The 13,348-nt window shown below is 64.8% G+C and carries 11 protein-coding genes; 8 read left to right on the plus strand and 3 right to left on the minus strand.

The genetic code is table 11. The features are described 5' to 3' along the window. The first annotated feature begins 26 nt into the window (after positions 1 to 26). A complete protein-coding gene (locus QMX96_RS11015) occupies positions 27 to 947 on the plus strand; it encodes a zinc ABC transporter substrate-binding protein (RefSeq protein ID WP_088514213.1) in 921 nt (306 codons plus the stop codon). Positions 948 to 1,043: 96 nt separating this feature from the next. Here the strand turns inward: QMX96_RS11015 and QMX96_RS11020 are convergent, their stop codons facing one another. Beyond that, on the minus strand, positions 1,044 to 1,994 hold the full coding sequence (locus QMX96_RS11020) for a homoserine kinase (RefSeq protein WP_043862339.1): 951 nt from the start codon (positions 1,992 to 1,994) through the stop codon (positions 1,044 to 1,046). Positions 1,995 to 2,058: 64 nt separating this feature from the next. Further along, complete coding sequence (locus tag QMX96_RS11025; RefSeq protein WP_043862296.1) at positions 2,059 to 2,346, minus strand: DUF2782 domain-containing protein; 288 nt, start codon at positions 2,344 to 2,346, stop codon at positions 2,059 to 2,061. Positions 2,347 to 2,420: 74 nt separating this feature from the next. On the opposite strand from QMX96_RS11025, the gene polA reads away from it, so the two are divergent. Continuing rightward, positions 2,421 to 5,201, plus strand: a complete 2,781-nt coding sequence (gene polA / locus QMX96_RS11030) for a DNA polymerase I (RefSeq protein ID WP_100634941.1) — start codon at positions 2,421 to 2,423, stop codon at positions 5,199 to 5,201. Positions 5,202 to 5,490: 289 nt separating this feature from the next. Here polA and yihA read toward each other — a convergent pair whose 3' ends face one another. Next, positions 5,491 to 6,123 carry a ribosome biogenesis GTP-binding protein YihA/YsxC gene (yihA, locus tag QMX96_RS11035; RefSeq protein WP_282361785.1) on the minus strand — a complete coding sequence of 211 codons (633 nt, stop codon included), beginning with the start codon at positions 6,121 to 6,123 and terminating at the stop codon, positions 5,491 to 5,493. Between the two features lie 417 nt (positions 6,124 to 6,540). On the opposite strand from yihA, the gene QMX96_RS11040 reads away from it, so the two are divergent. The 6 genes from QMX96_RS11040 (at position 6,541) to QMX96_RS11065 (ending at position 13,316) form a co-directional block, all read left to right on the plus strand. Further along, positions 6,541 to 7,158 carry a c-type cytochrome gene (locus QMX96_RS11040; protein WP_043862299.1) on the plus strand — a complete coding sequence of 206 codons (618 nt, stop codon included), beginning with the start codon at positions 6,541 to 6,543 and terminating at the stop codon, positions 7,156 to 7,158. A gap of 165 nt (positions 7,159 to 7,323) precedes the next feature. Beyond that, on the plus strand, positions 7,324 to 7,956 hold the full coding sequence (dsbA, locus tag QMX96_RS11045) for a thiol:disulfide interchange protein DsbA (protein WP_043862300.1): 633 nt from the start codon (positions 7,324 to 7,326) through the stop codon (positions 7,954 to 7,956). A gap of 11 nt (positions 7,957 to 7,967) precedes the next feature. Continuing rightward, a complete protein-coding gene (locus QMX96_RS11050; protein WP_043862301.1) occupies positions 7,968 to 8,822 on the plus strand; it encodes an endonuclease/exonuclease/phosphatase family protein in 855 nt (284 codons plus the stop codon). A 23-nt stretch (positions 8,823 to 8,845) separates the two neighbouring features. Then, the gene (locus QMX96_RS11055; RefSeq protein WP_282361787.1) at positions 8,846 to 10,780 is read left to right on the plus strand and encodes a diguanylate cyclase; all 1,935 of its coding nucleotides are present in this window, start codon (positions 8,846 to 8,848) and stop codon (positions 10,778 to 10,780) included. 64 nt (positions 10,781 to 10,844) lie between these two features. Beyond that, positions 10,845 to 11,621: an N-acetylmuramoyl-L-alanine amidase gene (locus QMX96_RS11060; protein WP_043862303.1), complete on the plus strand. Its 777-nt coding sequence runs from the start codon at positions 10,845 to 10,847 to the stop codon at positions 11,619 to 11,621. A gap of 75 nt (positions 11,622 to 11,696) precedes the next feature. Continuing rightward, positions 11,697 to 13,316, plus strand: coding sequence for an EAL domain-containing protein (locus QMX96_RS11065; protein ID WP_043862304.1), 1,620 nt, complete (start codon positions 11,697 to 11,699; stop codon positions 13,314 to 13,316). The last annotated feature ends 32 nt before the right edge of the window (positions 13,317 to 13,348 follow it).

Raw genomic sequence — 13,348 nt, forward strand, 5'->3', positions numbered from 1 at the left:
CGTTCCTGCCCCGATGAGTGCCTATCGTGTCCCGATTTTTTGCCCTTTTTGTCGCTTTTGTCACAAGCAGCCTGTTGATGACCCCGGCGCAGGCCGAGGTTCAGGTGCTGACCAGCATCAAGCCGCTGCAGCTGATCGCCGCAGCGGTGCAGGACGGTGTCGGTACGCCGGATGTGCTGCTGCCACCGGGCGCTTCGCCGCACCATTACGCCTTGCGCCCTTCCGATGTGCGCAAGGTGGGCCAGGTGGACTTGCTGTACTGGATCGGCCCGGACATGGAGGGTTTTCTGCCCCGTGTGCTGGGTAGCCGCAGCAAGCCGACGGTGGCGGTGCAGAGCCTGCCGGGCCTGACCTTGCGCCATTTTGGCGAGGACAGCCATTCCCACGCGCAAGACGCCGACGAGCACGACCATGACCACCGCCCAGGCAGCCTGGATGCGCATCTGTGGTTATCGTCGGTGAACGCGCGGGTGATTGCGGCGAAGATGGCGGCTGACCTGGGCGCGGCCGATCCGCAGAACCAGGCGCGCTACACCGCCAACGCCAAGGCATTCGGCGAGCGCCTGGATGCCTTGGATGCGCGACTCAAGGCGCGGGTGAGCGCTGTTGCGGGCAAGCCGTACTTTGTCTTCCATGAAGCCTTCGATTACTTCGAGGCGGCCTACGGGCTCAAGCACACCGGCGTGTTCAGTGTGGCGGCGGAGGTGCAGCCGGGCGCGCAGCACGTGGCCGCGATGCGCAAGCGCCTGCAGGAAGTGGGCAAGACCTGTGTATTCAGCGAGCCGCCGCTGCGCCCGCGGCTGGCCGAGACGCTGACAGCGGGGTTGCCGGTGACGCTGGCCGAGCTGGATGCGCTAGGCGGCACGATGCCAGCGGATGCCAATGGCTATGAGCGGTTGCTGGAGAACCTGGGCAATGGGTTGGCGGGGTGCCTGGAAAAGCTCTGACCCACCGATCTGTAGGAGCCGGCCTTGCCGGCGAAGGGCTGCGCTGCAGCCCAACGGCTCCGCCGGCAAGGCCGGCTCCAACCTCGAGTGGCTCAGTTACAACGCGAACGGCAGGGCGATGTCCACCTGCTGACGCGCCGCCAGGCGCACCTCGAAATCCGCCGGGTCGTGAATCAGCACGTCCATCCCGGCAAACGACTCGGCCGCAATCAGCCGCGACAGCCAGAACCGCACGCAGGCCACCCGCAACATCACCGGCCACAGGTGTGCCTCGGCTGCGGTGAACGGGCGCAGCGCCGCATACGCACCCAGCAACGCCCGCGCCCGCGGCGGGTCGATCTGCCCGGCATCGTCGCAGCACCAGTCGTTCAGGGTGATCGCCAGGTCATATAGCATCGGCCCGGAGCACGCATTGTAGAAATCGATCAGCCCGGTCAGGTGGGTGCCTTCGAACAAGGCGTTGTCGCGGAACAGGTCGGCGTGCAGGTTGGCCCGCGGCAGCGCCATGATCTGGCCCTGGTGCGCGACGATCTCGTCCAGGCAGCCCTGCAGCAGCGCCTGTTGCGTCGGGTTCAGGCGCGGCATCAGTTCGGCGCCGGTCGCCAGCATCCAGTCCAGGCCACGGTCGGTCTTGCGCTCCAGCACCTTGTGCTGGGTCGCGGTGTGCAGGTGGCCGAGCAGTTCGCCCACCTGTACGCAATGCTGGTTGTTCGCCACCTTGATGTGCTTGCCCGGCAGGCGCGGCTGCAGCAGCGCCGGCTTGCCGGCCAGCTCGCGCAGGGCCACGCCGTCGCGGGTGCGCAGCGCATAGGGCACCGGCAGGTCGGCCTCGTGCAGCACGTCGAGCAGTTCGATGAAGAACGGCAGGTCCTGGATCGGCCCGCGTTCGACCAGTGTCAGCACGAACTCACCCTGTTCGAGGCTGACGAAGAAGTTGCTGTTCTCGGTGCCGGCGGCAATTCCCTGGAAGTCCCGCAGGCGACCCAGTCCATAGGGCGCCAGAAAGGTTTCCAGCTCGGGCCGGGTCAGTGGGGTGAAGACAGACATGGTCAAAAACTGCTCATTCGGGCACTTCCCGCAGGAAGTGCCAGGTGGATGGTAGGGGCCCGCATTACCACTCGAAGATTTTCCAGGAAGGAATCAGCATGTCGGGTTGGTCGGAACGGATGAAGTTGCCTTCCGAGCCGTCTGCGCGCACCAGAAAGTAAGGCTTGCCCCCTTTGGGGGTGACCTTGATGGCATACAGGAAACCGTTCTGGCGGTATTCCTGGATGGTCTTGTCGCCTTCCGTGCGAATGGTTACATCCGGATCGGCCGAAGGCGCTTCATCCGCCGCATTGGCTACCAGTGGAGCGGCAGCCAACACACCGAGCAGCAACAGGCGATTTAGTCTACGCATGATAACCTTGTCCCTTTGTCGTCAATGTTCCGGACATTCTAGCGCCGGGCCCGTTGAAAAGGTTGATTCTGCTCATGAGCCAAGCTCCCCTCGTCCTGGTGGACGGTTCGTCCTACCTGTACCGCGCGTTCCACGCGCTGCCACCGCTGACCAACTCCAAGGGCATGCCCACCGGCGCGGTGAAGGGTGTGCTGAACATGCTCAGGAGCCTGCGCAAGCAGTACCCGGACAGCCCCTTCGCGGTGGTGTTCGACGCCAAGGGCGGCACCTTTCGCGACGAGATGTACGCCGAGTACAAGGCCAACCGGCCGAGCATGCCCGACGACATGCGTGTGCAGATCGAGCCGCTGCACGCCAGCGTCAAGGCGCTGGGCTTCCCGCTGCTGTGCGTGGAGGGGGTCGAGGCCGACGACGTGATCGGCACCCTGGCCCGCAGCAGCGCCGCGGCGACCCGCCCGGTGGTGATCTCCACCGGTGACAAGGACATGGCCCAGCTGGTGGATGCGCACATTACCCTGGTCAATACCATGTCGGGCTCGTCGATGGACATCGAGGGCGTGAAGGAGAAGTTCGGCGTCGCACCCGAGCAGATCATCGACCTGCTGGCGCTGATGGGCGACTCATCCGACAACATCCCCGGGGTCAAGGGCGTGGGCGAGAAGACCGCCGTCGGCCTGCTGGTGGGCGTCAATGGCGGTATCAAGGAGCTGTACGAGAATCTCGACCTGGTGCCGAGCCTGCCGATCCGCGGGGCCAAGACCCTGCCGGCCAAGCTGCTGGAGCACAAGGAGCTGGCGTTCCTGTCGTACCAGCTGGCCACGATCAAGGTCGACGTGCCGCTGGAGGTCGGGCTGGACGACCTGCACCTGGGCGAACCTGACCGCGAAACGCTGCTGCAGCTGTACACCGAACTCGAGTTCAAGGGCTGGATCGACGAAGTTCAGCGCGAGAACAAGCGCCTGGAGCTCGCCCCGCCCCCTGCCGCCACACCCGACGCCGAGGCGCCCCCGGTGGCCGTTGCCGAGCCGGTAGCCCCTGTCGAGGCCGCCTATGAAACCATTCTGGACAAGGCACGTTTCGACGTGTGGCTGCAAAAGCTCAAGGACGCCGAGCTGTTCGCATTCGATACCGAAACCACCGGGGTCGATGCACAGCAGGCCCAGCTGGTCGGCCTGTCGTTTGCGGTCAAGCCCCATGAGGCCGCCTACATCCCGCTGGCACACGACTACGAAGGCGCCCCGCAGCAGCTGGACCGCGAGCTGGTGCTGAACGCGCTCAAGCCGCTGCTGGAAGACCCGAACAAGGCCAAGGTCGGGCAGCACGCCAAGTACGACATCAACATCCTGGCCAACTGCGCGGGCATCACCGTGCGTGGGGTGGCCTTCGACACCATGCTCGAATCCTATGTGCTGAATTCCACGGCCACCCGCCACGACATGGACAGCCTGGCCAAGAAGTACCTGGACCACACCACCATCGGCTTCACCGACATTGCCGGCAAGGGTGCCAAGCAGCTGACCTTCAACCAGATCCACCTGGACAAGGCCGGCCCCTACGCCGCCGAAGATGCCGACATCACTCTGCGCCTGCACCACAAGCTGCACGCCGAGCTGGCGGCGCTGCCAAGCCTGGCCAGTGTGCTGAGCGATATCGAGATGCCGCTGGTGCCGGTGCTGGCGCGTATCGAGCGCGAGGGCGCGCTGGTGGATGCCGACCTGCTCAGGATCCAGAGCGGCGAGCTGGGCGACAAGATGGACGCGCTGGAGCGCGAAGCCATCGAGCTGGCGGGCGAGCCGTTCAACCTGGGTTCGCCCAGGCAGCTGGGCGCCATCCTTTATGACAAGTTCGGCCTGCCGGTACTGAAGAAGACCCCCAAGGGCCAGCCGTCGACGGCTGAAGAAGCCCTTGAGGCGCTGGCCGAGGAAGGCTTCCCGCTGCCCAAGGTGCTGATGCAGTACCGCTCCATGAGCAAGCTCAAGAGCACCTACACCGACCGCCTGCCCGAGCAGATCAACCCGCGTACCGGGCGTATCCACACTTCCTACCAGCAGGCGGTGGCTGCCACCGGCCGCCTGTCGTCCAGCGACCCGAACCTGCAGAACATCCCGGTGCGTACCGCCGAGGGCCGGCGCATTCGCCAGGCCTTCATCGCGGCGCCCGGCTACAAATTGCTGGCGGCGGACTACTCGCAGATCGAGCTGCGCATCATGGCCCACCTGGCCAAGGACGAGGGCCTGCTCAGCGCCTTCCGCAACGGCCTGGACGTGCACACTGCCACCGCGGCCGAAGTGTTCAAGGTGGAGCTTGGCGACGTGACCTCCGACCAGCGGCGCAGCGCCAAGGCGATCAACTTCGGCCTGATCTACGGCATGGGCGCAAAGAAGCTGGGCAAGGATATCGGCGTCGACAGCAAGACGGCCAAGGCCTACATCGACGTGTACTTTGCCCGCTACCCGGGCGTGCGCGACTACATGGAGCGCACCCGCAAGCAGGCGGCCGACCAGGGCTACGTGGAAACGCTGTTCGGGCGGCGCCTGTACCTGCCGACCATTCACTCCAACCGTCCGCAGGAGCGCGCTGGCGCGGAGCGTACCGCGATCAACGCGCCGATGCAGGGCACCGCAGCTGACATCATCAAGCGCGCCATGGTCACGGTGGACAACTGGCTGGCGAGCACTGCGCTGGATGCCCGGGTGATCCTGCAGGTGCACGACGAACTGGTGCTGGAAGTGCGCGAGGACCTGGTGGAACAGGTGGCGCAGGAGATTCGCGTGCACATGAGCGGTGCCGCGCAGCTGGATGTACCGCTGGTGGTGGATGTGGGCGTGGGGGCGAACTGGGACGAGGCGCACTGAAAAGCGTGCTTGGCGCCTACCAGAAACAGAAATTTGCTGCGGCATAAGGTCGCGGCAATTTCTGCTTTTTCGGCCTATGGAAAATAGTTTCCCGCGCCGAGGAACTAAACCGGTGAACCACGACTCAGAGTAACTGAATGGCTGGTGAAGCCCTTCGATGCTCCTATGTTGTGTTAAGTGTTGGCAGATATCTGGACCCCGCCCTAGCGGTCCGGAACTTGAACCCCGAACTTCCCCCTCCCCATACGAAGTCCGGGGTTTTTTTTGCCCGGCATTTGCCGGGCAGCCCTTATTCTGTGGGCTTGTCCGGCAGTTGCAGCCAGCGAGCCAGTACCGTGTAGGCCTCTTCCAGCCCCTGGCGCTTTGGCGCCGAGAACAGCTGGATAGTCACGCTGTCGCCCCACCCCTTGCGGATTTCGGCCTGTACCTTGAGCAGCGTGCCCTTGGCCGCGCCGAAGGTCAGCTTGTCGGCTTTGGTCAGCAGGATGTGCATCGGCATGCCGCTGGCCACGGCCCAGTCGAGCATCATCTTGTCGAAGTCGGTCATGGGATGGCGCACGTCCATCATCAGGATCAGGCCCTTGAGGCTCTCCCGGCTGCCCAGGTAGGCCTCCAGGTGGCGCTGCCAGTGCTGCTTGAGCGGGATCGGCACCTTTGCATAACCGTAGCCCGGCAGGTCGACCAGACGCCGATCGTCGTCCAGACTGAAGAAATTCAACAGCTGGGTACGCCCCGGGGTTTTCGAGGTGCGCGCCAGGCTCGCGTGGGTCAGGGTGTTGAGGGCGCTGGACTTGCCGGCGTTGGAGCGGCCGGCAAAGGCCACTTCGAAACCTTCGTCGTCCGGGCACTGGTCGACTTTGGCGGCACTGAGGGCGAATTTGGCCTGCTGGCAGAGTCCGAGGATGGGGTTTTTGACTTGCATGGTATTTCCGATTGGGCGTTGCTCGAGGGGGTCTCGGCAAGCGGTGTCGTTTCCGTTTCAGGCACGGGAGTATATAATGCCCCAGTTTTTGTGTGCGCATTATCCCAGCGTAGGAGGATGTGCACGGGAGCTGCTTGACCAAGCTTGCGCAGTAGACGCAGTGCAGCCCCAACCCTGAAAGGGTCGTATTCGGCGCTCAGGCTACACAGGATCCCTACAGCGTGGAAGTCACGCCTGACATAAGGGACCGCAGAGGCTGTCGAAGCAGCTCCCCAGGGTTTCAAGGCTATGCCGCCGCGTGGTTTGTGCATGGACTGCAGTAACGAGGACGATCAGGCCACCCTGACTGGGTGAGTCAACAAGACAGGTTGCCTCGATACATAACTCTTTCACCCTTAGCCGTAGTTGGATTAGCTGATGAACAAACTATTCGTGAGTCTGCTGTTGACCTTAGGCATCACCGGGGCTGCCAACGCTGCCGGCAATATCGTTGGGGATGCTGCTGCCGGTCAGGCAAAAACCGCTGTATGTGGCGCGTGTCACAACCCCGACGGCAACAGCATGGCGCCGAATTTCCCGAAACTGGCCGGCCAGGGCGAGAAATACCTGGAGAAGCAACTGCACGACATCAAGTCGGGCAAACGTACCGTGCTGGAAATGACCGGCATGCTGGCCGCGTTCAACGATCAGGACCTGGCCGATATCGCGGCCTATTTCGCCAGCCAGAAAGGCAGCGTGGGCGCCGCCGACCCGGCGCTGGTCGAGCGTGGTCGCGCACTGTTCAACGGCGGTGATCTGGAAAAAGGCCTGCCGGCCTGCACCGGTTGCCACTCGCCCAACGGCGCGGGCATTGCCGCCGCCGGCTTCCCGCACCTGGGTGGTCAGCACGCAAGCTACGTGGCCAAACAGCTGACGGACTTCCGTGAAGGCAACCGCACCAACGATGGCGATGCCACCACCATGCGCACCATCGCCAGCAAGCTGAGCAACAAGGACATCGACGCGTTGTCCAGCTACATCCAGGGCCTGCACTGAGCCCCGGTTTAACGCTGGGTTAATACAGCGGCGCAAAAATGAAAAGGGTGGCCCGGGCCACCCTTTTTTGTGCCCGCTGCCGTTACACTAACGAACTCGGGCCTGCCCCGGCCTGTCTGAACCCAGGTCGCGACGAGGCGACACATCACTGCTCAGGAGTAACGCATGCGTAATCTGATTCTCGGCGCCGCGCTGGTCGCCGCCAGCGCCTTCGGTATGACGGTCCAGGCCGCAGACCCTGTGATCGCCGGCAAGGAATATGTCGAGCTGAGCAACCCGGTACCGGTGTCCCAGCCTGGCAAGATCGAAGTGGTCGAACTGTTCTGGTATGGCTGCCCGCATTGCTACAGCTTTGAACCGACGATCAACCCGTGGGTCGAAAAGCTGCCCGACGACGTGAACTTCAAGCGTATTCCCGCCATGTTCGGCGGCCCATGGGACGCCCACGGGCAGATGTTCCTGACCCTGGAAGCCATGGGCGTGGAGCACAAGGTGCATGCGGCCGTGTTCGATGCCATCCAGAACCAGCGCAAGCACCTGACCAAGCCTGAAGAGATGGCCGACTTCCTGGCCACCCAGGGTGTGGACAAGGACAAGTTCCTGGCCACCTTCAACTCGTTCGCCATCAAGGGACAGGTCAACCAGGCCAAGGAACTTGCCAAGCAGTACAACATCAAGGGCGTTCCGAGCATGGTCGTCAACGGCAAGTACACCTTCGACCTGGGCACCGCAGGTGGCCCGAACGGCGTACTGAACGTTGCTGACCAACTGATTGCCAAGGAACGCGCCGCCAAATAAGAGGCGAAACTATGCGCCGCTGGAAATCCGAGCGCCTCGTCGGCCTGCACGAACCGCAGGTCAACGAGCACCATATCGATGCAAGTGGTCTACCGTCCGACGGTCGCTTGCGTCTGCTCAGCTTCAACATCCAGGTAGGCATCAGCACCGAGCGTTACCGGCACTACCTGACCCGCAGCTGGCAGCACCTGCTGCCGCACATGGGGCGTGCCGGCAACCTGCAGAAGATCGGCAACCTGCTGGGCGACTTCGACCTGGTGGCCCTGCAGGAAGCCGACGGCGGCAGCCTGCGCTCGGGCTACGTCAACCAGGTGGAACACCTGGCGCAACTGGGTGCTTTCCCCTACTGGTACCAGCAGCTCAACCGCAACCTCGGGCGCCTGGGCCAGCACAGCAACGGCGTGCTCAGCCGCCTCAAGCCGCAACTGCTCGAAGACCACCCGCTGCCCGGCCCGGCCGGCCGCGGTGCGATCCTGGTGCGGTTCGGTGAAGGCGAGGATGCGCTGGTGGTGGTGATGATGCACCTGGCGCTTGGCGCGCGAACCCGTGCGTTGCAGCTGGGCTACATCCGCGAGCTGATCGGCGGCTATCGTCACCAGGTGCTGATGGGCGACATGAACACCCATGCCACCGACCTGTTGCAGCACTCCCCGCTGCGCGACCTGGGCCTGATTGCGCCGCAGGTCGAAGCGACCTTCCCCAGCTGGCGACCACAGCGTTGCCTTGATCATATTCTGCTCAGCCCGAGCCTCACCCTGGAACGGGTCGAGGTGCTGTCCCAGCCGATTTCCGACCATCTCCCCGTGGCGGTCGAGATTCGTTTGCCTGATGCCCTGACTGTCGATACCCTTCCGGCCTTGCGTTAGTCCCCTTATCTGCGGACCTTGGCATGACCGACGAAGCTCAACGCTGGAAAGAAAAATACCTCAAGAGCATCGAGCAGCAGGAAAAGCTCGAACGCCGGTGGGACGCCCGTCTCGACCTGCTGCGCCGCGGCCTGGTGCGCAGCACCCTGGCGGCCGAAGGCAGCGACCGCGCGGTAGACCAGTGCATGAAGGAAATGCGCGAGGTCATCCGTACCGACAACATGGACGCCGCCCTGGCCGGGTTGATCCCGCGTCTGGAAAAGGCCGTGCTCGATTCCGAGCAGCGCCGTGAAACCCGGATCGCCCAGGTAGGCACCGCGCTCAACGCGCTGGTGGCCCAGTTGCAGAAGCTGCCGTTGCCCAGCGAGGTCAGCCGACCGCTGAAGAAATTTGCCAAGCAGCTGGATGCGCGGGCCAGCCAGTCACGCGAGATGCCGTTGCTGCTGAGCGAGCTCAGTGGCTTGCAGGGCAAGGCGCTGGCGGTGCTGGAGCACCCAGAAGAGGCGAGCAAGCCGGGGTTTCTGCAGCGCTTGTTTGGCGGGCGTGAAGAAGAGACGCAGGTCGCTCAACCCGAGGCGCAGGCCCTGGAGCCGGTGGCGCAAGCAGTGGTCGAACCTGTGCATGAGCAGCCTGCGCCGGCTGCGGCGGATGTGGATGAACTGCAGCCGTTGCCCGAGCCCCAAGCCTTGGTCGACACAGAGGACGCCGAGGCTGCTGCGCAGCCCATCGCCGGCAATGCCGGCTCCTACACTGTAGGCGCCAGCCTTGCTGGCGAAGAGGCCCCAGCGCTCACACCGCCACCCACGCCTGCCCCGGTGCTGACCGAGCACGCGGACGCTGTCGAAGTCGATGGGGCACCCGAACCCACCCCCGAAGAACTCCTCTACGCCCTCCCCGACGGCACCGAGCCTTCCTATAGCTCCGTCGCCACCCATATCGAGCAGACCCTGCTCGGTTTGCTCGACGACCTGACCCTGCCCGAACGCCACAAGCCCCAGGCCCTGGCGGTGCGTCAGCGCCTGGAGCACGGGCTGAACTGGTACGAGCTGCTGCCGGTGCTGGATGACCTGGCGGTACTGATGCTGGCCATCACCGACACCGGCCAGCATGAATTCGAAGCCTACCTGCAACAGCTCAACGAGCGCCTCGAGACGTTCCAGAGCCACCTGCAGGAGGCCAGCGAAGGGCATGCCGACAACAGCTCCGTCGCCCGCGACCTCAATACCCAGCTGCGCGAACAGGTCGACGGCCTGCAAAGCAGCGTGCAGGGCGCTGCCGACCTCGACAGTCTCAAGCACATCCTCGAGAACCGCCTCGAGGGCCTGCTCGGCACCATGGACGAGCACCAGCATCAGCGTGACCTGCGCGAGCAGGAACTGGCCAGCCGCCTGCAAGGCCTGGCCGAGCGGGTCGCGAGCATGGAGCAGGAAGCCCTGGGCTACCGCGAGCACCTTGAAGAACAGCGCCAGAAGGCCCTGATCGACCCGCTCACCGGCTTGCCCAACCGCGCCGCCTGGGCCGAGCGCCTGGAGCAGGAAATGCTCGCCTGGCAGGAAAACGGCGGCCACCTGCTGATGGCCATGCTCGACCTCGACCACTTCAAGCGCATCAACGACAGCTACGGCCACCAGGCCGGCGACAAGGTGCTCAAGATCGTTGCCAACGAGCTGCGCAAGCGTCTGCGCAGCCGCGATTTCATCGCCCGCTTCGGCGGCGAGGAGTTCGTCCTGCTGGTGCCGCAGACCGCGCTGGGTAGCGGCATCGAGCTGGCCGAGACGCTGCGCGGCGCCATCGAAGCCTGCCCGTTCCACTTCAAGGGCGAACGGGTGACCATCACCCTGTCCATCGGCATCACCGCGTTCCGCTCCGGCGAGCGCAGCGACGCAGTGCTCAAGCGCGCCGACGAGGCGCTGTACCGCGCCAAGCACCTGGGTCGCAACCGCGTCGAACAGGGGTGAACGGGTTTGCGCAGGATACGTTATGCTATTGCATTACCGACTGCCCAGGCCCTGCCCCATTTCCATGAAAGCCTTCCTTACCGCGCTTGTGATGCTGACATTGGCCGGTTGCGCCACCGGCCTGAAGATCGACCGTAGCCACCCCTCGGTCAACCAGGACAACCGCATCCAGTTCGTGGTGCTGCATTACACCAATGCCAACCTCGAGCGCTCGCTGGCCCTGCTGACCCACGGTGAGGTCAGCAGCCATTACCTGATCGGCGACAACCCGGCGACCATCTATCAGCTGGTGGATGAAAGTCGTCGCGCCTGGCATGCCGGCGACAGCCAGTGGGAGGGCCGGACCTGGCTCAACTCCACTTCCATCGGCATCGAGATCGTCAACCCGGGCTTCACCGACACCCCCACCGGGCGCGTGTGGCACCCCTACAGCGAGGCGCAGATCCAGGCGCTGATCGTACTGCTCAAGGACATCGTGCAGCGCAACGGCATCCAGCCGCGACACATCATCGGCCACAGCGACATCGCGCCCCTGCGCAAGCTCGACCCGGGCCCGATGTTCCCCTGGAAACGCCTGGCCGACGCCGGCCTTGGCGTCTGGCCCAACGCTCAGGCGGTGGCGCAGCAGCGCGCGCGCTTTGACGTCAACCCGCCAAGCATCACCTGGTACCAGCAGCAACTGGCGCGCTTTGGCTACGCCATCGAGCAGACCGGCGAGCTGGACGTGAGCACCCGGCATGTACTGGCAGCGTTCCAGATGCGCTTTCGGCCACAGCTGTTCGACGGCCAGCCGGATGCCCAGACTGCCGCGATTCTGCAGGTGCTGAACAGCCAGCGCTGAGCGGTACCGCCCAACGGGCAGGCTGATTCGTCCGGCAGTTGCTATACCTCATGGTATTCAACGGGATGATTCTTGATGTCGCCTGCCCTTGCCACGTTGCGTCGCCTCCTCTATCGACCCTGGCTGCTGGCCACGCTTGCGGCCACGGCGAGTGCAACCCTGTTGCTGCTGGCCAGCCTCGGCGTGGCCATGCACCAGGTGCAGCAGCGCGAAAGCGCGCAGATGAACGCCAAGGGCGAGCGCTTTCTCGAACGCCTGGAGCAGATCTTCGGCCAACTGCGCGAAAGCGTCGACGCCCTTCAGGCACAGCCCCTGCGCGGGTGCAGCAGTGCGATGCAGGCAGCCTTGCAGCAGGTGACCTTCGACAACCGCTTCGTGTTCGAGGCCACTTACCTCGACGGCACGCAGTCGTGCTCCAACCGGCTGGGCAGCAGCAACTTCGACCCGCTGCGGGCACCGGACATCCAGGGCCCCACCTACAGCTACTGGCTCAATACCACCACCGAACCCGACGACAACCGCGCCGCACTGGTGCTGGGGCGTGGGCACTTTCGCGTGTCGACGTCGCGCGGGCACCTGACCGACGTGGTCGACCTGCCGCCCGGTGGCAGCCTGCTGGTGGTGCTCGACCACGGCGCGCGTGCCGTGCCGGTACTGGGCCCGGAGCAGCCGTGGCCGCCCGGCGACCAGTGGCCGCCACCGCCCAGGGTGGACCTGATGGAACTGCCTGATCGCCTGGTATACCGCATGCCCACCAAATCGCCTGACTACCAGCTGGTGCTGATCACCCCGCGCGAAAGCCTGTCGCTGAAGATGAACGGCGTGCTCTGGCTGCTGTTCCCCGGCAGCCTGCTGTTGGCCTGGTGCATCGGCTGGCTGGTGCTGCAGCTGGTGCGCCAGAGCCGTTCGATGAGCTCGGAGCTGCAGGGCGCGCTGCGCCGTGGCGAAATGCAGGTGCTGTATCAGCCGATCTTCGAGCTGGCCAGCCGGCGCTGCGTGGGCGCCGAGGCCCTGGTGCGCTGGCGTCGCCCCGACGGCACGCTGACCAGCCCCGACCTGTTCATCCCGCTGGCGGAGAACACCGGGCAGATCCGCCAGATCACCGACTTCGTGCTGCAGCGTGTGCTCGAACAGCTGGGCCAGCTGCTGCGCGCCAACCGCCAGTTGTATATCTCGGTGAACCTGGCGGCGTGCGATGTGATGGTGCCGCGCATCGGCCGGGTGGCGGCGCGCCTGCTGGCCTTGCACCATGTGTCGGCCAGCCAGATCGCCTTCGAGGTCACCGAGCGCGGGCTGATCGACGTGGTGGTGGCGCGGGACAACCTGCAGGCCTTGCGGGCGGTGGGGCACCAGGTGCTGATCGACGACTTCGGTACCGGCTATTGCAGCCTGGCCTACCTGCAGACCTTGCCGGTGGACTGCCTGAAGATCGACAAGGCGTTCATCGATGCCCTGGGGCACGACGCGGCCAGCAGCGGCGTGGCCCCGCACATCATCCGCATGGCCCACGCCCTGCAGTTGCGGGTGATCGCCGAGGGTATCGAGTACGAGGACCAGGCGTTGCTGCTCAACAGCGAGGGGGTCAACTATGGCCAGGGCTGGTTGTTCGCGCACCCGCTCAGTGCGCGCCAGTTCGTCGAGCTGGTGACCCGGGGGCGGCGGCTGGGGCCGCGGCGGATCGATGACGAGGCGTAGCGCCCCTTCGCCAGCAAGGCTGGCGCCTGCAG

Origin of the sequence: Pseudomonas sp. PS01300, assembly GCF_029960155.1 — a bacterium.
Taxonomy (GTDB): domain Bacteria; phylum Pseudomonadota; class Gammaproteobacteria; order Pseudomonadales; family Pseudomonadaceae; genus Aquipseudomonas; species Aquipseudomonas palmensis.

What these genes read in the sequence shown, in the direction of transcription:
- QMX96_RS11020 (WP_043862339.1), bottom strand. Translation starts at nt 1,994, where the DNA reads ATGTCTGTCTTCACCCCACTGACCCGGCCCGAGCTGGAAACCTTTCTG.
- QMX96_RS11025 (WP_043862296.1), bottom strand. Translation starts at nt 2,346, where the DNA reads ATGCGTAGACTAAATCGCCTGTTGCTGCTCGGTGTGTTGGCTGCCGCT.
- polA (WP_100634941.1), top strand. Translation starts at nt 2,421, where the DNA reads ATGAGCCAAGCTCCCCTCGTCCTGGTGGACGGTTCGTCCTACCTGTAC.
- yihA (WP_282361785.1), bottom strand. Translation starts at nt 6,123, where the DNA reads ATGCAAGTCAAAAACCCCATCCTCGGACTCTGCCAGCAGGCCAAATTC.
- QMX96_RS11040 (WP_043862299.1), top strand. Translation starts at nt 6,541, where the DNA reads ATGAACAAACTATTCGTGAGTCTGCTGTTGACCTTAGGCATCACCGGG.
- dsbA (WP_043862300.1), top strand. Translation starts at nt 7,324, where the DNA reads ATGCGTAATCTGATTCTCGGCGCCGCGCTGGTCGCCGCCAGCGCCTTC.
- QMX96_RS11050 (WP_043862301.1), top strand. Translation starts at nt 7,968, where the DNA reads ATGCGCCGCTGGAAATCCGAGCGCCTCGTCGGCCTGCACGAACCGCAG.
- QMX96_RS11055 (WP_282361787.1), top strand. Translation starts at nt 8,846, where the DNA reads ATGACCGACGAAGCTCAACGCTGGAAAGAAAAATACCTCAAGAGCATC.
- QMX96_RS11060 (WP_043862303.1), top strand. Translation starts at nt 10,845, where the DNA reads ATGAAAGCCTTCCTTACCGCGCTTGTGATGCTGACATTGGCCGGTTGC.
- QMX96_RS11065 (WP_043862304.1), top strand. Translation starts at nt 11,697, where the DNA reads ATGTCGCCTGCCCTTGCCACGTTGCGTCGCCTCCTCTATCGACCCTGG.